This is a genomic window from Halomonas alkalicola (assembly GCF_030704205.1).
Classification (GTDB): domain Bacteria; phylum Pseudomonadota; class Gammaproteobacteria; order Pseudomonadales; family Halomonadaceae; genus Halomonas; species Halomonas alkalicola.
Window position 1 is genome coordinate 1483903 of the sequence record NZ_CP131913.1, and the last position, 21453, is coordinate 1505355.

Here is a 21453-nt window from a genome sequence, read left to right on the forward strand (position 1 = left end):
TGAATACCTCCCTGTACGCTACCGACGCCATCCATGGCGTAGGACCTCCCTTTCGGCCTGTCCCCGGCGCCTCTCGCTCGGACCGTGCATGCCTGCTACTCAGCCTCGCTGGCCTTGCGATAGCGCCCGACATAGTCGAAGAGCTTCTCGCGCACCTGCCAGTGGCGGCCCACCTTGCGCCCCACCACGAAGTCGGGGTGGCGCAGGCGGCGGCGCTCGGCCACGACCTCCTCCGGCGTGGTGGGCCGGAACGGCACGCCGGGCGCCCGCAGGTGATCGCGCAGGAAGGCCGCGGCGAAGGCACCGCGCTGGGCCGGGGTCTCCAGGGCGAACCACTCGGCCAGCGTCACGCCCTCCTCGTCGTGGTAGGTGACCCTGAGCCGCGGCAGCCCGCGGCCGTTGACGGTGGCCTCGAGCTGCATGCCGGCCACCCGCAGCACCCGGGCATCCTTGAGGCGCAGCGCCGCCTTCAGCTTGTCATCGGCGTCCACCAGCAGGGTCTGGCAGCCGTGGCAGCGCCGGGCGGCGATATCGTTCTCGGCGCCGCACTCCCCGCACACCTTGAAGCGAAAGCGAAAGTCGCACTGCCGCCTTTTCCCGGCGCCCGATGCCACGCCGCGTTTTTCGGCGCCCGACGCCGCGCCACGGGCCTGCGGCTCGTCCTCCACCAGCCCCTGGCAGCGGCGGCCGAAGTGCTCGATCACCAGCTCGCCGTCGCGCTTGCCCCAGAAGAGGTTGGCGTGGCCGCAGGCGGGGCACGGGACCTGCACCGGCTCGCTGTCGGAGGCGGGCTTCGGGGAGCCCACCTCCGGCGCATAGAGGTCCCAGGGGTTGCCGGCGTAGTCGAGGATCAGGCAGTCACGCTTGCCAGGCGAGAGGCGCAGCCCGCGGCCGACGATCTGCTGGTAGAGGCTCACCGACTCGGTGGGACGCAGGATGGCGATGAGATCCACATGGGGCGCATCGAAGCCGGTGGTGAGCACCGCCACGTTGACCAGGTACTTGAGCTCGCGGGCCTTGAAGGCGGCGATGAGCCGCTCGCGCTCGGCCAGGGGGGTCTCGCCGGTGACCAGCGCCGCCTCGGCGGCGGGCAGGTAGCCGAGGATCTCCTCGGCGTGGGCTACGCTTGCTGCGAAGAGCATCACCCCCTGGCGGTCGCGGGCGCGCTCGATGACCTCGGCGATGATCCCCGGGGTGGCGCGGTGGCCCGCCACGACCCGGTTGAGCTCCTCCTCCCGGAACAGCCCGCTGGCCGAGGGGGACAGCACCGAGAAATCATAGCGCAGCTCCTCTCCGTCCCTGAACAGGGCCGCGTCGATGCGCCGCGGCTCGGCCAGATAGCCCTGCTTCACCATCAGCCGCAGCGGCTGCTCGAAGACGCAGTCGCGAAAGAAGCAGTCGTCATCGCCTCGCACCATGCCGTGATGGTGGCGGTGGTAGATGAATCCCTGGCCCAGCCGATAGGGGGTGGCGGTCAGCCCCAGCACCTTGAGGCGCGGGTTGGCCGCGCGCAGCGCCTCGATCACCCGGCGGTAGCTGGCGTCCTCGGGGGGGGAGACCCGGTGGCATTCATCGATCACCAGCAGGGTGAAGGGGCCGCGCGGATGGTCCGGTGCGGCGAAGCTCTCGAGGCTTCGCACCACCGACTGTACCGAGCCGAACACCACCTGGCGGGCGCTCTCCTTGCGCTTGCGCTTAAGGCCCGCGCTGAAGATGTCCGCCGCAAGCCCATAGGCCAGGTACTTGGCATGGTTCTGCTCCACCAGCTCGCGCACGTGGGCCAGCACCAACACCCGCCCCCGGGCCAGGCGCGCCAGCTCGGCGATCACCAGGGACTTGCCGCTGCCGGTGGGCAGCACCACCGCGGCGGGGTCGTCCGAGCCGCGAAAGTGCTCGATCACCCGTCGCACCGCCTCCTGCTGGTAGGGGCGCAGGCTGGGGGGCGCGGCGAGAGCATCGAGGGAGAGGGGCACGGTCATGGCAGGGCCCAGATAAGCGAAGCCGCCATTCTAGCGGCTTGCCATGGATCAACCCAAACGGCGGCTGTCAAAGCGGGCCGGGCGTTTTTCCAGGCGGGCGGCGACCGCCTCCTGCTGCTCGGCGCTGCCCAGCAGCTCGGCCTGCAAGCGGGCCTCCAGGGCCAGGCGCTCACGAAACCCCAGGTCGGGCGCCATCTCGAAGAGGGTACGTGCTGCCGCCACCGCCCTGGGCGAGCGCGCGGCGATGGCCCGAGCGCTCACCAAGGCGGAGGCCTCGGGCGTCTCACTCAGGCGGGTGGCCAGACCCATGGCAACGGCCTCATCGCCACTTACCTTGCGCCCGCTCCAGGTCAGTTCCTGGAGTGCGTCCCGACGCAGTCCGGCGCCGGTCACGCTGATCGCCATATCGGGGATGATGCCCCAGTCGATCTCCAGCAGGCCCAGCCGCGCCTCGGGGTGCACCACGCGAATATCCGCGCCCAGGGCGATCTGCAGGCCGCCGCCATAGACATGACCGTGCAGGGCGGCAATCACCGGCACCCCGGCGTTGCGCCAGCCCAGCGCCAGGCGCTGTACCGGATTGATGCCGGCCTCGTCGGCCTCGAGCAGCGACGGCAGCCGCGCCGGCTGGCCCATGATGGCCCCCATATCCAGGCCGGCGCAGAAGCTCTCGCCCTCACCGGCCAGCACCACGGCGCGCAGGCCATCGAGCGCGGCCAGGCGGCGCGGGGCCGCCAGCAGGCCGTCGATCATCGCCCAGTCCAGGCCATTGTGGGCCTCCGGTCGGCTCAGGGTGACCTCGGCCACCCCCGCTTCGACGCCGAGACGCACCCGCCCCTCGAACCGCTCCTCCATGCTTCTTCCATCCATCTGGCCAGTCCTCCTGTTCGGCACCATGGCATCGAGTGTGCCGGGCCCGGGTCGCGCATTCAAACACTCGTTTCATGCCGAGGGCGACTCAAGACGACAAAGGCGGCCCGAAGGCCGCCTTTGATCTCCTGCTGGAGGGATGCTGCTGCGCGAGGTCGGTGAATCAGCCCACCCAGACCCTGGCGTTGCGGAACAGGCGCAGCCAGGCGCCGTCCCGGGTCCACTCGGCCGGACGCCAGGAGTTGGTCACCGCGCGCACCACCCGCTCCGGATGGGGCATCATGATGGTGGCGCGGCCATCCGGGGTGGTCAGGCCGGTGATGCCGGAGGGCGAGCCGTTGGGGTTGGCCGGATAGCGGGTGGTGACCTGGCCGTGGTTGTCCAGGAAGCGCAGCGCCACCTGGCCATTGCCCTGCATGCTGCGCAGGTGGGCGCTGTCGCGGAACTCGGCGCGGCCTTCGCCATGGGCCACGGCGATGGGCAGGCGGGAGCCCTCCATGCCGGCCAGCAGGATCGAGGGGGTCTTCTCCACCTGCACCATGGCGACCCGGGCCTCGAACTGCTCGGACTCGTTGCGCACGAAGCGCGGCCACGACTCGGCCCCGGGGATCAGCTCCTTGAGCTGGGAGAGCATCTGGCAGCCGTTGCAGACGCCCAGCGAGAAGCTGTCGTCACGCTGGAAGAAGGCCGCGAACTGCTCCCGGGCGCGCTCGTTGAAGAGCACCGACTTGGCCCAGCCGCCGCCGGCCCCCAGCACGTCGCCGTAGGAGAAGCCGCCGCAGGCCACCAGCCCCTTGAATTCATCCAGCGATACCCGGCCTGCCAGGATATCGCTCATGTGCACGTCCACGGCCTCGAAGCCGGCGCGGTCGAAGGCCCAGGCCATCTCCACCTGGCCGTTGACGCCCTGCTCGCGCAGCACCGCCACCGAAGGCCGAGCCAAGTTGAGCCCGGGTGCCTGAAGATAGGGCGCGGCGACATCCTCGTCGACGTCGAAGGCGGGGGTGGCGGAGAGACCCGGATCGCGGTCATCGAGCAGGCCGTCGAACTCGCTCTTGGCGCACTCCGGGTTGTCGCGCAGCGCCTGCAGGCGGTAGCTGGTCTCGGACCAGGTGCGCTGGGCCAGCATGCGGGTGGTCTCCAGCAGCGGCTCCTCGAAGAGGGTGACCCGCACCTGGTCGTCGTAGCGGGGCCGGGCGATGACGCCGCAGGTCTCGATGCCGGCGGCGGCGAACTGGGCCAGCACCTCCTCGGTGTGCTGGCGGTTGACCTGGATCACCGCGCCGAGCTCCTCGGCGAACAGCGCATTCACCGCCTCGGCGGGCTCGTCGACCAGCCAGTCGAGCTTGATCTCGAGGCCGGCGTGGGCGGCGAAGGCCATCTCCAGCAGGGTCACCAGCAGGCCGCCGTCGCTGCGATCGTGATAGGCGAGCAGCTTGCCCTCGGCGTTGAGCCCCTGGATCACCGCGAAGAAGGCCTTGAGGTCCTCCGGGTCGTCCAGGTCCGGGCACTCGCTGCCCACCTGGCCATAGACCTGGGCCAGCGCCGAGCCGCCCAGGCGGTTCTTGCCGCCGCCCAGGTCGATCAGCAGCAGGTCGGACTCGTCCTGCTCAAGGTTGATCTGGGGGGTCAGGGTCTTCAGCGCATCGGTGACCGGCGCGAAGCCGGTGACGATCAGCGACAGCGGCGAGGTGATGCTCTTCTCCTCCCGCTCGCCGTGCCCTTCATCAGAGCCGCTCTCCTCCTGCCAGGCGGTGCGCATGGACATGGAGTCCTTGCCCACCGGGATGGCGATGCCGAGCGCCGGGCAGAGCTCCATGCCCACGGCGTGGACGGCGTCATGGAGCGCCTGGTTCTCGCCGGGGTGGTCGGCGGCGCTCATCCAGTTGGCGGAGAGCTTGATATCGCCGAGCTTGGCGATGGGCGCGGCGGCCAGGTTGGTGATCGCCTCGGCGACCGCCAGGCGGGCGCTGGCGGCGGGGTCGATCAGCGCCACCGGCGGACGCTCGCCCATGGCCATGGCCTCGCCGGCGTGGGTGTCGAAGCTGGCCGTGGTCACGGCGACATCGGCCACCGGCACCTGCCAGGGGCCGACCATCTGGTCGCGGGCCACCTGGCCGGTGATGGAGCGGTCGCCGATGGTGATCAGGAAGCTCTTGGAGGCCACGGTGGGCAGGCGCAGCACACGGTCCATGGCCTCGCGCAGGTCGAGGTTGTCGAGCATCACGCCGGGCATCTCGGTGCTCTGGCGGCTGAACTCGCGGGTCATCTTCGGCGGCTTGCCGAACAGCACGCTCATCGGCAGGTCGACGGGCTTGCTTTCGAAGTGGCCGTCGCGCACCTCCAGGTGGTGCGCCTCGGTGGCCTCGCCCACCACCGCATAGGGGCAGCGCTCGCGCTGGCACAGGGCGTCGAAGGTGTCGAGGTCCTCCGCGGCCACCGCCAGCACGTAGCGCTCCTGGGCCTCGTTGCACCAGATCTCCAGCGGGCTCATGCCCGGCTCGGCGTTGGGCACCGCACGCAGGTCGAACAGGCCGCCGCGCTCGCCGTCCTTGACCAGCTCCGGCAGGGCGTTGGAGAGCCCGCCGGCGCCGACATCGTGGAAGAAGCGGATGGGGTTGGACTCGCCCAGGGCCCAGCAGCGGTCGATCACCTCCTGGGCGCGACGCTCGATCTCGGGGTTGCCGCGCTGCACCGAGGCGAAGTCCAGGTCGGCGCTGGAGGTGCCGGAGGCCATGGAGGAGGCCGCGCCCCCGCCCAGGCCGATCAGCATGGCGGGGCCGCCCATCACGATCAGCTTGCCGCCGACGGGGATCTCGCCCTTCTGGACGTGGCCGTCGCGGATGTTGCCGTAGCCACCGGCGAGCATGATCGGCTTGTGGAAGCCGCGGCGCTCGATGCCGTTGGCCCCCAGGGTGTCCTGCTCGTAGGTACGGAAGTAGCCGGCCAGGTTGGGGCGGCCGAACTCGTTGTTGAAGGCCGCCCCGCCGATGGGGCCCTCCAGCATGATCTCGAGGGCCGAGACGATGCGCTCGGGCTTGCCGTAGTCGAAGGCCTCCCAGGGCTGCACGAACTCTGGAATGCGCAGGTTGGAGACGGTGAAGCCGGTGAGACCCGCCTTGGGCTTGCCGCCGATGCCGGTGGCGCCCTCGTCGCGGATCTCGCCGCCGGCGCCGGTGGCCGCGCCCGGATGCGGGGCGATGGCCGTGGGGTGGTTGTGGGTCTCCACCTTCATGAGAATCTGGATCGGCTCCTCGACGCTCCCGTAGACGGCGCGCTCGCCGGCCTGGCCGGTCAGCGGGGCCGGGAAGAAGCGCGGCGCCGTGGCGCCCTTGATCACCGCCGCGTTGTCGCTGTAGGCCGAGAGGATGTCTTCCGGGGAGGCCTGGTAGGTGTTCTTGATCATCTTGAACAGCGAGTGCGTCTGCGCCTCGCCGTCGATCACCCAGTCGGCGTTGAAGATCTTGTGGCGGCAGTGCTCGGAGTTCGCCTGGGCGAACATCATCAGCTCGACGTCGGTGGGGTTGCGGCCCAGGTCGCGGAAGGCCGCCACCAGGTAGTCGATCTCGTCCTCGGCCAGGGCCAGGCCGAGGGCGACGTTGGCGGCCTCCAGCGCCTCGCGACCGCCCGCGAGGATGTCGACGCTGCCCAGGGGCGCCGGCTCATGGTGGGCGAAGAGCCGTGCCGCGTCGGAGCTGTCGGCCAGCACCGTCTCGGTCATTCGGTCGTGCAGAGTGGCGCGGATGCCCTCGTAGGCCTGCTCGGAGAGCACGCCCCTGAGTTTGACCCGGTAGGCGATGCCACGCTCGAGGCGGCGCACCTGGGTCAGGCCGCAGTTGCGCGCGATATCGGTGGCCTTGGAGGACCAGGGCGACTGGGTGCCGATGCGCGGCACCACCAGGAACAGCTGGCCCTCGGCGCGCTCCTCGATCTGGGAAACCTCGACGGGAGAACCCTGAATTTGAGAACCCTGAATTTGAGAACCCTTAACTTGAGAACCCTTAACTTGAGAACCATAGTCCAGCAGCTGCTCCAGAACGGCCAGCTCATCGCCGGAGAGCTCGCCGTCGTGGTCGACGAAATGCACGTACTCCGCCTGCAGCGACTCGACGTCGGCCGCCGCCTCGCGCAGGGCGGCCAGCAGCTTGGCGTGACGGAAGGCGGAGAGGGCGGGGGCGCCGCGCAGTTCGAGCATATCCTGGAGCCTCTGGAAATCATCAAGGAGGGGCCGCGGCCAGCGGCAGAGAGCGCATATGATACTGGAAAGCCCGGGGCGGAAGAAATCGCGGTGAGAAATCGCACGGATGACAGCCGCGCCGCAGCTGGTTATGGTGGTGGGTCGTCATCGCCAGCCGTCCCCCGCATGCCCCTGCCGCCGATCGATCAGCTCCTGCGCCGCTGGCGCCGCCGCCCTGCCCTGCCCGCTCTGGGCCTGGCCGGCGCGCTCCTGCTGGGCCTGTGGCCCGCCTCCCCGGGCACGCCCGACGGCCGGCACCTGGAGAGGATCCTCGCCCGCGAGTTCCTGCAGGTGCACACCCGCAACACCCCCACCACCTACTACGAGGGACGCGAGGGGCCCACCGGCTTCGAATACGAGCTGGTACGCCGCTTCTCCGCCTCCCTGGGCGTGAGCCTGGCGCTGCGCGCGGACCACCATATCGCCAGCGTGCTCGAGGCCGTCCGCCGGGAGGGCGACCTGGGGGCCGCCGCACTGCCGCTGACCCCGGGCCTCGACGGAGTGATCTTCAGCCGGCCGATCCTCGAGCTGCAGCCGGTGCTGGTCTACCGCCGCGGCCTGCCGCCGGTGACCGGCCTGGACCGGCTGCAGGGACTGCGCCTCGGCACCCTGGCCGGCGCCGGCACCGACCGGGTGCTGCGCGAGCTCAAGGCCGAGCACCCGTCGCTCGCCTGGGAGGAGTCCGATGACCTGGAGGCCGCCGAGCTGCTGCGCTGGGTCGAGGACGGGCGGCTCGACGCCGCGGTGCTCTTCGAGCACCAGTTCCGCCTCAACCGGCTCTTCTTCCCCGGGGTGGAGCGTGGCTTCGCGCTGGGCGAGCCGCTCTCCCTGGCCTGGGCCTTTCCCGCTGAGGGTGGCCTGGCGCTGGCGCAGGCGGCCAACCGCTTCCTCGCGGCGCTTCACGACGAGGGTGAACTCGAGGCCCTGGTGGCGCGCTATTTCGGCCATGACGACTACCTGGAGTACGTGGGCGCGCGCACCTTCATCCAGCACCTCCACGCCCGCCTCCCGGACTACACCGAGCTGTTCCGGGAGGCGGCCCGCCAGACCGGCTTCGACTGGAAGCTGCTGGCCGCGCGGGGCTACCAGGAGTCCCACTGGGACCCGGAGGCCACCTCCCCCACCGGGGTACGCGGGCTGATGATGCTGACCCTGCCCACCGCCGGCGACCTGGGGGTGAGCGACCGCCTGGACCCCGCCCAGAGCATCGAGGGCGGCGCCCGCTACCTGCGCGAGCTAAAGGATCGGCTGCCCGAGTCGATAACCGGAGAGGACCGCCTGTTCATGGCCATGGCGGCCTACAATGTGGGTCTGGGCCACCTCTACGACGCCCGGCGCATCACCGAGCAGCGTGGCGGCGACCCGGACCGCTGGGCCGACGTGCGCGAGTCGCTGCCGCTGCTGCAGGAGCGCGAGTGGCACAGCCAGACCCGCCATGGCTATGCCCGCGGCGGCGAGCCGGTGATCTACGTGCGCAATATTCGGCGCTACCACGAGATACTGAGCTACGTTGACCGCAGCCAGGAGCAGTTCTACCTGCTCAACGCCCGGCTGCCGGAGCCGGAAGAGAGCCATGACGCCATACTATCCGTTGCGCCTGGCCAGTGAACGCCCGGTAAGCGTCTGGGCCATCGCGGCCAGCCTGGCGGCGCTGCTGGGGAGCCTGATCGCCCTGGCCCTGGCCGTAATCGGCCTCTACGGCTCGCTTCCCACCGCCGTGCTTCTGGTCATGGCTGCACTGGGGCAGCTGCTCTGGTATCGCCTGGGCCCTGTCGCTGCCCAGGCGCTGCTGTGGCCGGCCCTGGGGCTCCTGACGCTGTGCCTGGTCAGCTATCTGCTACCGGAACACTGGCTGCCCCATGCCGCCTGGGATCGGCTGGCCGACCGGCTGCTGACGGGCAGCCTGCTGGTGGACTGGCGCCCCCCGCTGCTGCTGACCCTGTGCCTGATCGCCCTGCTGCTGAGCCTTGCGGTGCGCACCCGCGCCGGCCTCGGCGCCCCCATGTTGCTCGGGATCGCCGGCCTGCTGCTGCTGGCCCAGGCGGCCGAGGCATTCCACTCGGCGCCCGCCCTGCTGTCCCTGCGGGGGAGCTGGCTCGATCAGGCCATCCTGCTGACCCTGCTGGCGGGCCAGATGGTCGATGTCGCCGGCGCCTGGCAACAGCACGCCTTCCGGCTGCGCCGCGCCCTGTGGCCGGCGCTCTGCCTGGCCCTGCTGAGCCTGCTCTTCTGGCATCACCAGAAGGCGCTCGGCGAGCGCGAGCTCGCCGAGCGCATCGGCCAGCAGCATGCCCAGATGGCCGAGAGCCTCTCCCGGGAGATCCACGACCACCTCGCCGCCATGCGCCGCTTTGCCAACGTCTGGCGCCTCACGGCCGCCACGCCCGGCTCGACCGACTGGGCCACCCAGGCGGCGCCCTATCAGCGTGACTTCCGCTACTTCCTGAACATCGCCTATATCGACGCCGCAACCCGCATCCAGCTGGTGCACCCACCGAACGCGCACAACCTGCGGATACTCGGCTCCCGGCTCCTCGAGGATCAGCCCGCCGGACGCGAGGCGGTGATAAGCGCCCTGCAGCACGGCAGGGAGGCGCGCACCGATATCATCGAGCTGCTGCAGGGCGGCCCGGGGGTGATCCACTACCTGCCGCTCTTCCTCTCGCATGAGTCACACCCGAGAGGCGCCGTGGCCATGGTGGTCAGCCTTCCGGTCCTTGCCGAGACGCTGTTTACCGCCATCGACCCCGGCACCCAGCAGCTCAGCCTGTTCCATGGCGGCGAGCGCCTCGCCCACCAGTCCGCCGAGGCTCGCCTGGGGCCCTGGCAGCTGGAAGCCGAGCTGGATCTCTCCGGCATCCCCCTGGTACTGCGCGCCGAGCCCACTCTGCCTCGGCTGCTGGGCGACCTGCCCCGTCAGCCGGTGGTGAGCCTGAGCGTGGGCCTGCTGCTGGCCCAGCTGCTCTATCTGGTGCTCTTCTCCCAGCAGGAGATGGCCAACCAGCACCGGGCGGTGCGACGCACCAACCACGAGCTGCGCCGCGAGATCCGCAAGCGCACCCGGCTGCAGCAGGAGGTCGAGTGGCTGGCCGGCCATGACGAGCTTACCGGCCTACCCAACCGGCGCACCTTCCTGCAGGCGCTGCGCGCCCACGACCCGCGCCAGCCCATCAGCGTGCTGCTCTGCGACATCGACCATTTCAAGCGGATCAACGACCGCCTCGGGCACCTGGAGGGCGACCGCTACCTGATCGAGACCGGCCGCCTGGGTCGCGAGGTGATCGAGCCGGCCGGCGGGCTCTTCGCCCGCCTGGGCGGCGAGGAGTTCGTGGCCTGCCTGCCCGGCCGGGAGGGCCCGGAGGCCATGCGGGTCGCCGACACCCTGCGCGAGGCCGTTGCGGCCCGCGGCCTGACCCACGCCGATGGCACCCCGCTCACCATCAGCATCGGCGTGGCGACAGGCGCCCCCGGCCCCCTGGGGGTCGACGACCTGCTGAATGCGGCAGACATGGCGCTCTACCGGGCCAAGGGCGCCGGCCGCAACCGGGCCAGGCTGGCGGAGTCACTCGCCGCGCCGGGCAGCGAAGAACTCCCGAAGCAGCCGTGAAGCGCGGGAGGCCAGCAGGCCGCCGACTACCTCGACCCGGTGGTTGTGCCAGGGTTGGGCGAAGAGGTTGGCCTTCGACTCCACCATGCCGGTGCGCGGCTCGGCAGCGCCGTAGACCACCCGGGCCAGGCGGGCATGGATGATGGCCCCGGTACACATCAGGCAAGGCTCCAGGGTCACGTAGAGGGTGCAGCCGTCGAGGCGATAGTTGCCGAGCCGGGCGCCGGCATCGCGCAGGGCGCGGATCTCGGCATGGGCACTAGGGTCGCGCCCCCCCACCGGGGCGTTGAAACCCTCGCCGACGATCTCGCCCGCGCCATCCACCACCACGGCCCCCACCGGCACCTCGCCGGCGGCCAAGCCCAGTCGGGCCTGGTCCAGCGCCCGGTGCATGTAGAACTCATCGCTGCGCAACGCCCTCGACTCCATGTAGACTGCCATGAAACATCTGTATGAGTGGCCCGACGCGGCCACGACGGCCCGGAGATCGCCCCCATGCCCACCCCCCTCGACGCCCTGGTCGGCCTGCTGGCCCTGGAACCCCTGGAGGAGACCCTGTTCCGCGGCACCAGCCAGGACCTCGGGCTCCCCCAGCTGTTCGGTGGCCAGGTGCTGGGCCAGGCGCTGTCGGCGGCCAGCCAGACGGTGACGGCAGAGCGCCGAGCCCATTCGCTGCACGGCTACTTCCTGCGCCCCGGGGACCCCCACCGCCCGGTAGTCTATCAGGTGGACGCGGTGCGCGACGGCGGCAGCTTCACCACCCGCCGGGTCACCGCCATCCAGAAGGGCCGGCCGATCTTCTTCTGCAGCGCCTCCTTCCACGGCGAGGAGTCCGGCCTCGAACACCAGACCGCCATGCCCGAGGTCGCCTCCCCGGAGCGCCTGGCCGAACAGGGCGCGCGCCTGGTGCGCTTCGACAGCCACCCCATCGAGTTCCTGCTCGCCGGCGAGGAGAGCCGGTCCGGCCAGCCGGCCCACAAGCGGGTCTGGTTCCGCCTGGCCGGCGAGCTGCCCGACGACCCCGCCCTGCATCGCCACCTGCTGGCCTACAGCTCCGACTTCAACCTGCTGACCACGGCCCTGGTACCGCACGGGCTCGACTTCCGCGACCCCAAACTGCAGATCGCCAGTCTCGATCATGCCCTCTGGTTCCACCACGACGTCCAGGTCAACGACTGGCTGCTCTACGACATGGACAGCCCCTGGGCCGGTGGTGCCCGCGGCTTCGCCCGCGGCAGCATCTACGACCGCCAGGGCCGCCTGGTGGCCTCCTCCGCCCAGGAGGGGCTCACCCGGCTGCGCGAGCCCGCCGGGGACTAGGCGAAGCACCGCGGCAGCGCTACCATCGACAGCAGTGCCGCAATAGCTCAGCTGGCAGAGCAACGCATTCGTAATGCGTAGGTCGGAGGTTCGAATCCTCTTTGCGGCACCATAAAACATTGAAAAACGGCCACCTGGCGAATCGTCGCGGTGGCCGTTGTGCGTTCAGGGCGCCGGGGCGCCTGGCCCTCAGAAGTAGCCGATCAGCCGCATGCAGTGGGGGCGCAGCACCAGGTAGGCCTCGCGCACGTCCGCCTCGGCAGGCCGGTCGTGCAGGCGGGCAAGATCCGCCTCGCCATAGTGGACGTCACCCACCCTCAGGTCGGCGGCATGCTTCGGGAACTCCTCCTCGCTGAAGGGCATGGACCGCAGTGGCTCCAGTGCCTGGCGGGAATCCGCGATGGCGTTGTACAGCGCCAGGTATTCGTCCTCCTGGAGCCAGTGGCCCACCAGCCGGTCGCAGGAGAGCAGCTCCCGGTGGTGGGCTTCCCGGGCCGCCAGCCCGGTATCCGGGGGTGCGGCAAGGGCGGGCTCGCCGAGCAGGGCGAAGGCAATCAGTGAATCGAGCATGGTCAGTCCCCCCGGGCGCCATTCTTGCCCGCCCGGGCGCGGCTGCCAAGCCCCCTCAGGCCTCGAGCCCCGGCGCGCGGCGCCGCGGCGTGGGTGCCGGCACCTCGGTGGAGAGCTCCACCTCGATGACCTCGCCGCGCTGCCACACCTGCAGCCGCGCCGGCTCTCCCGAAGGGGTGTCGCGCACCAGCTCCAGGAAGTGCAGCGGGGTCTCCGGGGTCTCGCCGTTGACCGCCAGCAGCAGATCGCCGGGTTCAAGCCCCGCCTCGGCGGCCTCGCCGCTCACGTCGCTGACCAGCACCCCGGCGCTGTCCGGCAGCCCCAGCGCCTCACGCAGATCGTCGTCCAGCGGGGTGACGGTGATGCCCAGCGCCACCACCACCTGGTCATCGAAGCCCTGGTACTCGATCTGGCGGGCCGCCTCCAGCACCTCCGGCGCCACGTGGATGCTGGCCCCGGCGGTCAGCGCCAGGGCGATGGCGTCGCTGGGGCGGCTGTCGATGCGCAGCGGTGACTCGCGGCCCGGCACCGAGAGCTCCAGCATGCCCAGGAAGGTGCTGTCGGTGAGGGCGTCCACATAGACTCGGGTCAGCGCCACCTCGGCCCCCGCCAGCACGTCGCCGAGCAGCTCATGGGTGAGCGGGCGCGAGGGGCGCTCGCCGGTCAGGGCGCGCAGGATGGCGCGGGCCTCGGCCACGCCGATGAAGATCGGAATCACCTCCCGGGCGCCGGGTTCGCGCAGCAGCACCACCGGCACACCGGCCATGCCCGACATGCCCACGGTGGCCACCTCGACCTCCACCATCGCCTCCGGCGGTACGGCCAGCTCCCGGGCCTGGCCGGGCAGTGCCCAGGCCAGCAGCAGGGCCAGGCAGGGGATCAGCAGACGCCGGCAGCGCGGCAGGAACGAGACGGACATGGCAGGGCTCCTCGATGATTGCCCTGTCAGGATGGCAGTCCAGGCGCCGCCCTGCCATGCCCGGGGCGTCTCATGACTTGCCGGCGGTGAAGCCCCCGTCGACCATCAGGTGGGCCCCGGTGACGAAGCTCGCCTCGTTGCTGGCCAGGAACAGGAAGGCGTTGGCCACCTCCTCGGAGCGCCCCAGGCGGCCGAGGGGATGCAGGCCGATCAGCCCCTGCAGCAGCTCATCGTCGAGTTCGGCCAGCAGCGGGGTGTCGATGTAGCCGGGACCGATGGCGTTGACCCGCACGCCCTTCGGCGCCGCCTCGATGGCCAGGGCGCGGGTCATGTTGACCACCCCACCCTTGGCGGCGGTATAGGCGGCGGTCTGGGACTGGCCGAACACCCCGAGGATGGAGGCGCAGTTGACGATGCTGCCGCTGCCCTGGCGATACATCACCCGCAGGGCGGCCCGGGCCACCCGGAAGACGCCGTTCAGGTTGATGTCGATGATCCGCAGGAACTCCTCGTCGCTGACCTCATCGGAGGGCGCGATGCCGCCGATGCCCGCGTTGCTGAACACCGCATCCACGCCGCCGAGCTCACTCTCCGTTTCCGCGAACAGGCGATCGACCTGGGCGGTATCGGTGACGTCGCAGGCCTTGAACAGGCAGCGCCCGGTGTGCCGGGCGTCCAGCGCCGCCGCCCGTGCGCTCCCGTCGCTGCTCTCCAGATCGGCGATCACCACGCTGGCGCCCTCCTCCAGGCAGCGCTCCACGCTGGCCAGACCGATGCCGCTGGCCCCGCCGGTGACGATGACCCTCTTTCCCTGCATGCGCATTGAAGACTCTCCTTGACGGTGATGGACCTGCCGCGGGAGCAGGCCTCTGCCCCCGCGCTCTCGGCCCCAGTGTAGCGAACCGGCGACCCGCCTGACGCGGATCGCCCCGCAATGACTTATTGTGTCAGGAGCTTGCTCACCCCGTCTTGACCCGCATCAGCTCGTTCCAGCGGGTGGTATAGCGCGGCGTGCGATGCTCGCAGCGCAGGGCCCAGGCGTTGCCCTGGCGGGGCAGGCCGAAGCGCACGGTATCGCGCCCCATCTCGCGGTTAAGCCGGTCCAGGGTGGCCATCAGCCGCCCGCTGCGCGCGCGTCGGGCCTCGTCGTCGGGCGTCTCCAGCAGCGAGGGCTGGGTGCCTTCGGCGTCCACCAGGTCGAGCAGCATTACCCCGCACTTCTGGTAGCGGTAGCCCTCGAGGAAGATCGCTTCCAGGCCGCGGCGGGCCGCCGCGAGCAGCTCCCGGCTGTCGGCGCTGGGCGCGGGCAGCGCCACCAGGGCGGCGTTGCGGTACTGAGGCTCGCCGGCCAGGAAAGGGCTGGTGCGCACGAACACCTGCACCGCCCGGGCCAGGCTGCCCTGGCGGCGCAGCTTCTCGCCGGCCCGGGCGGCGTGCTGGCGGATCGCCGCCTCCAGCTCGTGGCGCTCGCCGGTGAGCCGGCCGAAGGAGCGCGAGACCAGCAGACGCCGGCGCGGCTCGCTCATGTCGTCGAGGGCGATGGCCGGGCGGCCGCGCAGCTCCCAGACGAGGCGCTCCATCACCACCGAGAAGCGACTGCGCACCCAGCGCGGGTCGGCCTCGCGCAGCTCCCAGGCGGTGGTGATGCCCATCAGCGCCAGCCGCTCGGCGCTGCGCCGGGCCACGCCCCACAGCGCCTCCACCGGGCAGGCGGCCAGGGCCCGGCGGGTCGCCTCGCCGTCGGCGTCTAGCAGGCAGACCCCCTCGAAGGCCGGCTCGCGCTTGGCCAGCCGGTTGGCCAGCTTGGCCAGCACCCGGGTCGGTGCCACGCCCACCCCCACCGGGATGCCGGTCCAGCGGCCCACGGTCTCCCGCAGCGCCCGGCAGCGGGCCTCCAGCCCCTCCTCAGGGAAGCCCGCAAAGCCCACGAAGCTCTCGTCGATGGAGTAGAGCTCGACGTCCGGCGAGAACTCCGCCAGCACCTGGTTGACCCGCCGCGACATGTCGCCATAGAGCGCATAGTTGCTGGAGAGCAGCACCGCCTGGCGGCGCACGGCCGGCGGCAGCAGGTGGCGCGGCGCCCCCATGGCCACGCCCAGCGCCTTGAGCTCCTCGGAGCGCGCCACCACGCAACCATCGTTGTTGGAGAGCACCCCCACCGGCCGGCCCGCCAGGCGCGGATCGAAGGCCCGCTCGCAGCTGACGTAGAAGTTGTTGCCGTCGACCAGGGCGATCACGGGGTGCGCCCCAGCAGGTCGTGGAGCACATGGGTGACCACCCCCCACACCTCGCACTCGCGCCCGGCAAGGGGAATCGGCGCGAAGCGCGGGTTGCTGGCCACCAGCCACACCGCCCCGCCGCGACGCTCCAGGCGCTTGACCGTGGGCTCCCCCTCCAGGGCGATGACGATCACCCGGCCGGGCAGCGGCTCCAGGCTGCGATCCACCACCAGCAGGTCGCCGTCATGGATGCCGTCACCGAGCATGGAATCCCCCTCGGCGCGCACGAAGTAGGTGGCCGCGGGGCGCTTCACCACGTGGGCATGCAGGTCGATCTCGGCGTCCAGGTGGTCGTCGGCGGGACTCGGGAAGCCCGCCCGCACCCGGCAGCCCATCAGCGGCCGGGGCGGACCCGCCCCCTGGCCGGCGGCCCGGCCCACGATGCGGGCTCGGGTCGGGTGAATGCACGACATGGGCACCTCCGATGAATACTGGAATTTCATACAGTATCAGACAGGGGCTCACGCTTGGCAACGGGCCATACCCGTCGCTCGACGCAGCGGCGTGCTAACGTGAATGCCATGCACGACAGCAGCCATCACAACAACAATCACAACCGCAACGCACGTCGAGGGGACTCGCCATGGAACGCCGCACCCACCCGCTGCTCACCGACCGCCCCTTCTCCCCCAAGGGCAAGGTGGTCTCCGCCCGCGAGGCGGTGGAGCTGATCCGCGACGGCGACGCCGTGGCCACCGGCGGCTTCGTCGGCATCGGCTTCGCCGAGCACCTGGCGGTGGCCCTGGAGGCACGCTTTCTGGAGAGCGGCGAACCCCGCGACCTGACCCTGATGTATGCCGCCGGCCAGGGCGACGGCAAGACCCGCGGGCTCAACCACCTGGGCCACGAGGGGCTGGTGGCCCGGGTGATCGGCGGCGGCCTGGGGGGGACTGGTGCCGGCGCTGCAGCGGCTGGCCATCGAGGGGCGCATCCAGGCCTGGAACCTGCCCCAGGGGGTGATCTCCCACCTGTTTCGCGATATCGCCGCCGGCAAGCCCGGCACCCTCACCCGGGTGGGGCTCGGCACCTTCGTCGACCCGCGCCTGGAGGGCGGGCGGATCAACGCCATCAGCACCGAGGAGCGCGTGCGGCTGATGACGATCGACGACCAGGAGTATCTCTTCTACCCGGCGCTGCCGCTGCAGGTCGCGCTGCTGCGCGGCACCACCGCCGACTCCCTGGGCAACGTGACCATGGAGCGCGAGGCGCTGGTGCTGGAGGCGCTGGCCATCGCCACGGCGGTGCACAACTCCGGCGGCCTGGTGATCGTGCAGGTGGAGCGGCTGGCCGAATCCGGCACCCTGCCACCCAAGGCGGTGCGCATCCCCGGGGTGCTGGTGGACTGCGTGGTGGTCTGCGACGCCCTCGAACACCACTGGCAGACCTTCCAGACCCCCTACCACCCGGGCTACTCCGGCGAGCTGCGCACGCCCATGGCCGCGCCGGGCGCGATGGCCCTCTCGGCGCGCAAGATCATCGCCCGGCGTGCCGCCTTCGAGCTCACGCCCAACGCCGTGGTCAACCTCGGCATCGGCATGCCGGAGGGGGTCGGCGCGGTGGCCAGCGAAGAGCGGGTGCTGGAACTGGTGACGCTGACCGCCGAGCCCGGCGTGATCGGCGGCCTGCCCGCCGGCGGGCTCGACTTCGGCGCCGCCCTCAACACCCAGGCGATCATCGACCAGCCCGCCCAGTTCGACTTCTACGACGGCGGCGGCCTGGACATCGCCTTCCTGGGCATGGCCCAGGCGGACGCCGCCGGCAACGTCAACGTGTCGCGCTTCGGCAGCCGCCTGGCGGGCGCCGGTGGCTTCATCAATATCAGCCAGAACGCCCGCCGGGTGGTCTTCATGGGCACCTTCACGGCGAGCCGGGAGGCGCTGGAGGTGGTCGACGGCGCCCTGCGCCTGCCCGGGGACGGCCAGCCCAAGTTCGTCGCCGAGGTGGAGCAGCGCACCTTCAGCGGCGCGCTGGCCGCCGCCGACGGCAAGCCGGTGCTCTACGTGACCGAGCGCTGCGTGTTCGAGCTCACGCCCGAGGGCCTCGCCCTGACCGAGATCGCCCCAGGGGTGGACCTGGAGCGCGATATCCTCGCCCAGATGGGCTTCACGCCGCGGATGCCGGCACCGCTGCGCGAGATGGACCCGCGCATCTTCATCGAGGCACCCATGGGGCTGCGCGAGACGCTGCTCGAGCGCCCGCTGGCCCGGCGCCTGCACCTGGACGCCGCCGGCGAGGTGCTGTTCATCGACTTCGAGAACCTGCACATCGCGACCCGGGACGACGTGGATGACATCGAGCGGGAGGTGGAGACGCGGCTGGCGCCGCTGGGCCGGCGGGTCTATGCGGTGGTCAACTACGACCACTGCCGCATCAATGACGCCGTGCTGGAGGCCTACACGGCCATGGTGCGCGGCCTGGAGGAGCGCTTCTATACCCGGGTGACCCGCTACACCACCAGCGGCTTCATGCGCCGCAAGCTGGGCCATGCCCTGGAGGCGCGGGCCGTGGCCCCACACATCTACCAGAGCGCCGCGGAGGCGGAGGCCCACCTCCACGACGGCGAGGGCTGAGCCCTCTCAGGCATCGAGTTCGAGGGCCTCCACCGCCACCGGCCGCCCGAACAGGTAGCCCTGGAAGGCCCGGCAGCCGTGGGCCAGCAGCCAGGCCCGCTGGGCCTCGGTCTCCACCCCCTCGGCAACCACCTCCAGCTTGAGGCTCTGGGCCAGGGCGATGGTACTGGCCACGATCGCCTCGCTGGCCTCGTCCTCCAGCAGGTCGCGCACGAAGGACTGGTCGATCTTGAGCTGGTCAAGGGGCAGCCGCTTGAGATAGGCAAGCGAGGAGTAGCCGGTGCCGAAGTCGTCCAGGGCAAAGCCCACCCCCCGCGCGCGCAGCTCCAGCATGCGCGAGCGCGCCTCGTCCCGGGCCTCCAGCAGCAGGCTCTCGGTCACCTCGAGCTTGAGGCGGGAGGCCGGAGCGCCGGTCGCCTCGAGGGTCTCCAGCACCCGGTCGACGAAATCCGGCTCGCGGAACTGCCGCGGACTGACGTTGACGGAGAGGCTCAGCGCCGAGCGTGCCGGGTCCGCCGCCCAGGCCGCCAGCTGCCGGCACGCGGTCTCCAGCACCCAGTGACCGATGGCCACGATCAGCCGGTTCTCCTCGGCCAGGGGAATGAACTCGCCGGGCGAGACCTGGCCGCGCACGGGATGCTGCCAGCGCACCAGGGCCTCGACGCCGATGACCACGCCCCGCTCGTCTACCTGGGGCTGGTAGTACAGGCGCAGCTCACCCTTGGGCAGCGCCTGCCTCAGGTCCGCCTCCAGGCGAGCGCGGGCCTGCAGCCGCACCTGCATCTCGGGGTCGAAAAAGGCCAGGGTATTGCGCCCCGCCGCCTTGGCCTGGAACAGCGCCAGGTCGGCCTGCTGCAGGATCTCGTCGAGGGTGGTCTCGTGGTCGCGATAGAGGGTCACCCCGACGCTCACCGACACGCCGAGGCGCTCCTCACCGAGGCTCATCGGCGCCTGCATCACCGCCAGCAGCTTATGGGCGACCCGCTCGGCGATCACCGCCACCTCCTCAAGCTCGGTCCCCAGGTCGTGAAGCAGGATGGCGAACTCGTCGCTGCCCAGCCGGGCGACGGTATCGGTATCGCGCAGCACCCCCTCGAGCCGCTGGGCCACCGCCTGGAGCAGCTGGTCGCCGGCATGGTGGCCGAGGGTGTCATTGACCTGCTTGAAGTGGTCGAGGTCGAGGAACATCAGCGCGCCGAACTCACCGCTGCGATAGCTGTCCTTGAGCGCCACCTCCAGACGGTCGAGCATCAGGCGGCGGTTGGGCAGGCCGGTGAGCGGGTCGAAGAAGGCCAGCTGGTGGATCTTCTGCTCGGCCGCCTTGCGCTCGGTGAGGTCGCTGAAGGTCGCTACGAAGTGGGTCGTGGTGCCGGCAGCGTTGCGCACCGCGGAGAGGGTCAGCCACTCAGGGAACACCTCGCCGTTCTTGCGCCGGTTCCAGACCTCCCCCTGCCAGCTGCCGCTGCTCACCACGCTGCGCCACAGCCGCCGGTAGAAGGCCTCCTCGTGGAGCCCCGACGACAGCAGCCGCGGGTTCCTGCCCAGCACCTCGGCCTCCCTGTAGCCGGTGATCCGCGTGAAGGTGTCATTGACCTTGAGGATGCGGCCCTCGCCATCGGTGATCAGCATCCCCAGGTGGGTTTCGAAGGGGGTGGCGGCGATGCGCAGCTGGGCCTCGGTGGCGCGCTCCTCGGTGACGTCGCGCACCACCGCCAGCGCCCCGCCGAAGGCCTCCGCCGGCGCCTCGCCCGGGCTCAGCAGCGGGCTCAGCACCGAGTGGAACTGGCGCGGCTCGCCGCCGATAGGCAGGGTGTAGTCATACTCCACCGGCTCGCCGCCCTGCCGAAGCGCCGCGAAGGCCTGGTCGAGCTGGGCGGCCATGGCGGGCGGCAGCACCTCGCGATAGGGGCGCTGCAGCACCGCGGCGGCCTCGGTCATCAGCTCGTCGGGGTCGGGGGCGTGAATATAGCTGAAGCGCCCCTCGCCATCGAAGACGAAGATCATGTCCCGGATGGAGCCCACCAGCGCCTGGAGGCGCGACTCCCGGGCCTGTACCTCGCGACGGGCCAGTTCACGCTCCAGGGCCTGCCGGCGAACCTCCTCCTCCAGCCGCAGTCGGTTGAGGTAGTGGCGCAGCGCCAGCCAGCCCAGGCCCATGACCGCCAGCCCGATCATCACCCGGACCCAGAGGCGATGGAGCCAGTCGCCGAGCAGCACCTCCCGCGCCTCGCCCACCACCACCACGAAGGGCAGGTCGTCGACTCGCTGGAAGGTATAGAGCCGCTCGCCGCCATCCAGCGGCGAGTTGGCCTTGAGCGTGGCGCTCGGCGCCCCGCTGGCGATGAAGGCTCGCGTATGGGGCTCGTCGATCGACACCCCGAGCACCGCCGGGGAGTGCTCATCACCGACCCGGGGGCGCCGGGCAACCAGCTGCATCTCGGTGTCGATGATGGCGATGCTCTCGCCGCGCGTCAGGCTGAGCCGCTCCAGGGCCTCGCCGAACACCCCGGGGTCGAGCTCCACCAGGGCCAGGCCCTGACCATCGGGCAGCCGCCGGGCGTGCACCACCACATGGCGCTGCTCCAGCGCCGACCAGTGGATCGGCGAGATCCATTCCGCCCGCTCGGGCGCGCTCCGCAGGGTGCGATAGAACGGCAGGCCGGAGACATCGAAGCCCGGGGGATAGAGCGAACTGGACGAGGCGACGACCTGCCCCTCGGGGTCGACGAGGCTGATCTCGTCGACGAACCCCAGGCGGTCGAGCTGCTGGGCCAGGAAGGGCTCGATCCGCTCGGGGTCCGGCGGGTCACCGAAGAGCCGCTGGCGCTGGGGCGGCTGCATCAGCTGGGACACCGTGGAGAGGCTGAAGTCGCTGGCGGAAAAGATGCTGGCGACCCACTCCGCCACTAGGTCGGCCCGCGCCGCCGTGCGCTCGCGGGCGGCCTGCATGTCACGCTGGTACTGGTCGAAGAGGAAACCGCCCAGGGAGCCGAACAGCATCAGCATGCCCAGGATGTAGAGGGCGATGGCGACCCGGCGATCCCGGCGCGCACGCTGGCGCGCCATCACATCGGCCTGGGCGTCGGGTTCGATCATCGAGCA

General features: G+C 70.9%; 15 protein-coding genes and 1 tRNA gene. 5 read left to right on the forward strand and 11 right to left on the reverse strand.

Annotation, left to right across the window (positions count from 1 at the left end):
* Positions 1 to 95 precede the first annotated feature (95 nt).
* The 3 genes from radD to purL form a co-directional block, all read right to left on the reverse strand.
* Positions 96 to 1979 (reverse strand): DNA repair helicase RadD, encoded by a 1884-nt coding sequence (gene radD / locus B6N23_RS07040; protein ID WP_305503178.1) that lies wholly within the window; start codon positions 1977 to 1979, stop codon positions 96 to 98.
* 48 nt (positions 1980 to 2027) lie between these two features.
* The gene (locus tag B6N23_RS07045) at positions 2028 to 2849 is read right to left on the reverse strand and encodes a crotonase/enoyl-CoA hydratase family protein (RefSeq protein ID WP_305503180.1); all 822 of its coding nucleotides are present in this window, start codon (positions 2847 to 2849) and stop codon (positions 2028 to 2030) included.
* 163 nt (positions 2850 to 3012) lie between these two features.
* Positions 3013 to 7044, reverse strand: a complete 4032-nt coding sequence (gene purL / locus B6N23_RS07050) for a phosphoribosylformylglycinamidine synthase (RefSeq protein WP_305503182.1) — start codon at positions 7042 to 7044, stop codon at positions 3013 to 3015.
* A 168-nt stretch (positions 7045 to 7212) separates the two neighbouring features.
* On the opposite strand from purL, the gene mltF reads away from it, so the two are divergent.
* Positions 7213 to 8694, forward strand: coding sequence for a membrane-bound lytic murein transglycosylase MltF (gene mltF / locus B6N23_RS07055; protein WP_305503184.1), 1482 nt, complete (start codon positions 7213 to 7215; stop codon positions 8692 to 8694).
* Complete coding sequence (locus B6N23_RS07060; protein WP_305503186.1) at positions 8660 to 10693, forward strand: GGDEF domain-containing protein; 2034 nt, start codon at positions 8660 to 8662, stop codon at positions 10691 to 10693. The genes mltF and B6N23_RS07060 overlap by 35 nt, the downstream gene beginning before the upstream one ends.
* On the opposite strand, the gene tadA is transcribed toward B6N23_RS07060, so the two are convergent.
* Positions 10649 to 11134 carry a tRNA adenosine(34) deaminase TadA gene (gene tadA / locus B6N23_RS07065; RefSeq protein WP_119022016.1) on the reverse strand — a complete coding sequence of 162 codons (486 nt, stop codon included), beginning with the start codon at positions 11132 to 11134 and terminating at the stop codon, positions 10649 to 10651. The genes B6N23_RS07060 and tadA overlap by 45 nt on opposite strands.
* A 54-nt stretch (positions 11135 to 11188) precedes the next feature.
* On the opposite strand from tadA, the gene B6N23_RS07070 reads away from it, so the two are divergent.
* Together B6N23_RS07070 and B6N23_RS07075 are read left to right on the forward strand one after the other, a co-directional pair.
* A complete protein-coding gene (locus B6N23_RS07070) occupies positions 11189 to 12013 on the forward strand; it encodes an acyl-CoA thioesterase (RefSeq protein ID WP_305503189.1) in 825 nt (274 codons plus the stop codon).
* 36 nt (positions 12014 to 12049) lie between these two features.
* Positions 12050 to 12125 (forward strand) — tRNA-Thr (locus B6N23_RS07075).
* Between the two features lie 77 nt (positions 12126 to 12202).
* Here the strand turns inward: B6N23_RS07075 and B6N23_RS07080 are convergent.
* The 6 genes from B6N23_RS07080 to B6N23_RS07105 form a co-directional block, all read right to left on the reverse strand.
* On the reverse strand, positions 12203 to 12583 hold the full coding sequence (locus B6N23_RS07080; RefSeq protein WP_305503191.1) for a hypothetical protein: 381 nt from the start codon (positions 12581 to 12583) through the stop codon (positions 12203 to 12205).
* A gap of 55 nt (positions 12584 to 12638) precedes the next feature.
* On the reverse strand, positions 12639 to 13502 hold the full coding sequence (locus tag B6N23_RS07085) for a bifunctional nuclease domain-containing protein (RefSeq protein WP_305503193.1): 864 nt from the start codon (positions 13500 to 13502) through the stop codon (positions 12639 to 12641).
* A 70-nt stretch (positions 13503 to 13572) separates the two neighbouring features.
* Positions 13573 to 14325: an SDR family NAD(P)-dependent oxidoreductase gene (locus B6N23_RS07090; RefSeq protein ID WP_305503195.1), complete on the reverse strand. Its 753-nt coding sequence runs from the start codon at positions 14323 to 14325 to the stop codon at positions 13573 to 13575.
* 136 nt (positions 14326 to 14461) lie between these two features.
* Positions 14462 to 15739, reverse strand: coding sequence for a Y-family DNA polymerase (locus tag B6N23_RS07095; RefSeq protein ID WP_305503197.1), 1278 nt, complete (start codon positions 15737 to 15739; stop codon positions 14462 to 14464).
* Positions 15736 to 16194: a LexA family protein gene (locus tag B6N23_RS07100; protein ID WP_249322252.1), complete on the reverse strand. Its 459-nt coding sequence runs from the start codon at positions 16192 to 16194 to the stop codon at positions 15736 to 15738. The genes B6N23_RS07095 and B6N23_RS07100 overlap by 4 nt, the downstream gene beginning before the upstream one ends.
* A 137-nt stretch (positions 16195 to 16331) precedes the next feature.
* On the reverse strand, positions 16332 to 16628 hold the full coding sequence (locus B6N23_RS07105) for a hypothetical protein (protein WP_305503199.1): 297 nt from the start codon (positions 16626 to 16628) through the stop codon (positions 16332 to 16334).
* A gap of 46 nt (positions 16629 to 16674) precedes the next feature.
* Between B6N23_RS07105 and B6N23_RS07110 the strand changes: the two genes are divergently transcribed.
* The gene (locus B6N23_RS07110; protein ID WP_305503201.1) at positions 16675 to 18351 is read left to right on the forward strand and encodes an acyl CoA:acetate/3-ketoacid CoA transferase; all 1677 of its coding nucleotides are present in this window, start codon (positions 16675 to 16677) and stop codon (positions 18349 to 18351) included.
* Positions 18352 to 18357: 6 nt separating this feature from the next.
* On the opposite strand, the gene B6N23_RS07115 is transcribed toward B6N23_RS07110, so the two are convergent.
* Entirely contained in the window at positions 18358 to 21447 is a 3090-nt protein-coding gene (locus B6N23_RS07115; RefSeq protein ID WP_305503203.1) for a bifunctional diguanylate cyclase/phosphodiesterase, read from the reverse strand.
* Positions 21448 to 21453 lie beyond the last annotated feature (6 nt).

Coding starts and splice junctions, on each gene's coding strand:
- B6N23_RS07080 (WP_305503191.1), bottom strand. CDS start 12,583: ATGCTCGATTCACTGATTGCCTTCGCCCTGCTCGGCGAGCCCGCCCTT.
- tadA (WP_119022016.1), bottom strand. CDS start 11,134: ATGGCAGTCTACATGGAGTCGAGGGCGTTGCGCAGCGATGAGTTCTAC.
- B6N23_RS07045 (WP_305503180.1), bottom strand. CDS start 2,849: ATGGATGGAAGAAGCATGGAGGAGCGGTTCGAGGGGCGGGTGCGTCTC.
- B6N23_RS07100 (WP_249322252.1), bottom strand. CDS start 16,194: ATGTCGTGCATTCACCCGACCCGAGCCCGCATCGTGGGCCGGGCCGCC.
- B6N23_RS07070 (WP_305503189.1), top strand. CDS start 11,189: ATGCCCACCCCCCTCGACGCCCTGGTCGGCCTGCTGGCCCTGGAACCC.
- mltF (WP_305503184.1), top strand. CDS start 7,213: ATGCCCCTGCCGCCGATCGATCAGCTCCTGCGCCGCTGGCGCCGCCGC.
- purL (WP_305503182.1), bottom strand. CDS start 7,044: ATGCTCGAACTGCGCGGCGCCCCCGCCCTCTCCGCCTTCCGTCACGCC.
- B6N23_RS07115 (WP_305503203.1), bottom strand. CDS start 21,447: ATGATCGAACCCGACGCCCAGGCCGATGTGATGGCGCGCCAGCGTGCG.
- B6N23_RS07090 (WP_305503195.1), bottom strand. CDS start 14,325: ATGCGCATGCAGGGAAAGAGGGTCATCGTCACCGGCGGGGCCAGCGGC.
- B6N23_RS07085 (WP_305503193.1), bottom strand. CDS start 13,502: ATGTCCGTCTCGTTCCTGCCGCGCTGCCGGCGTCTGCTGATCCCCTGC.
- radD (WP_305503178.1), bottom strand. CDS start 1,979: ATGACCGTGCCCCTCTCCCTCGATGCTCTCGCCGCGCCCCCCAGCCTG.
- B6N23_RS07060 (WP_305503186.1), top strand. CDS start 8,660: ATGACGCCATACTATCCGTTGCGCCTGGCCAGTGAACGCCCGGTAAGC.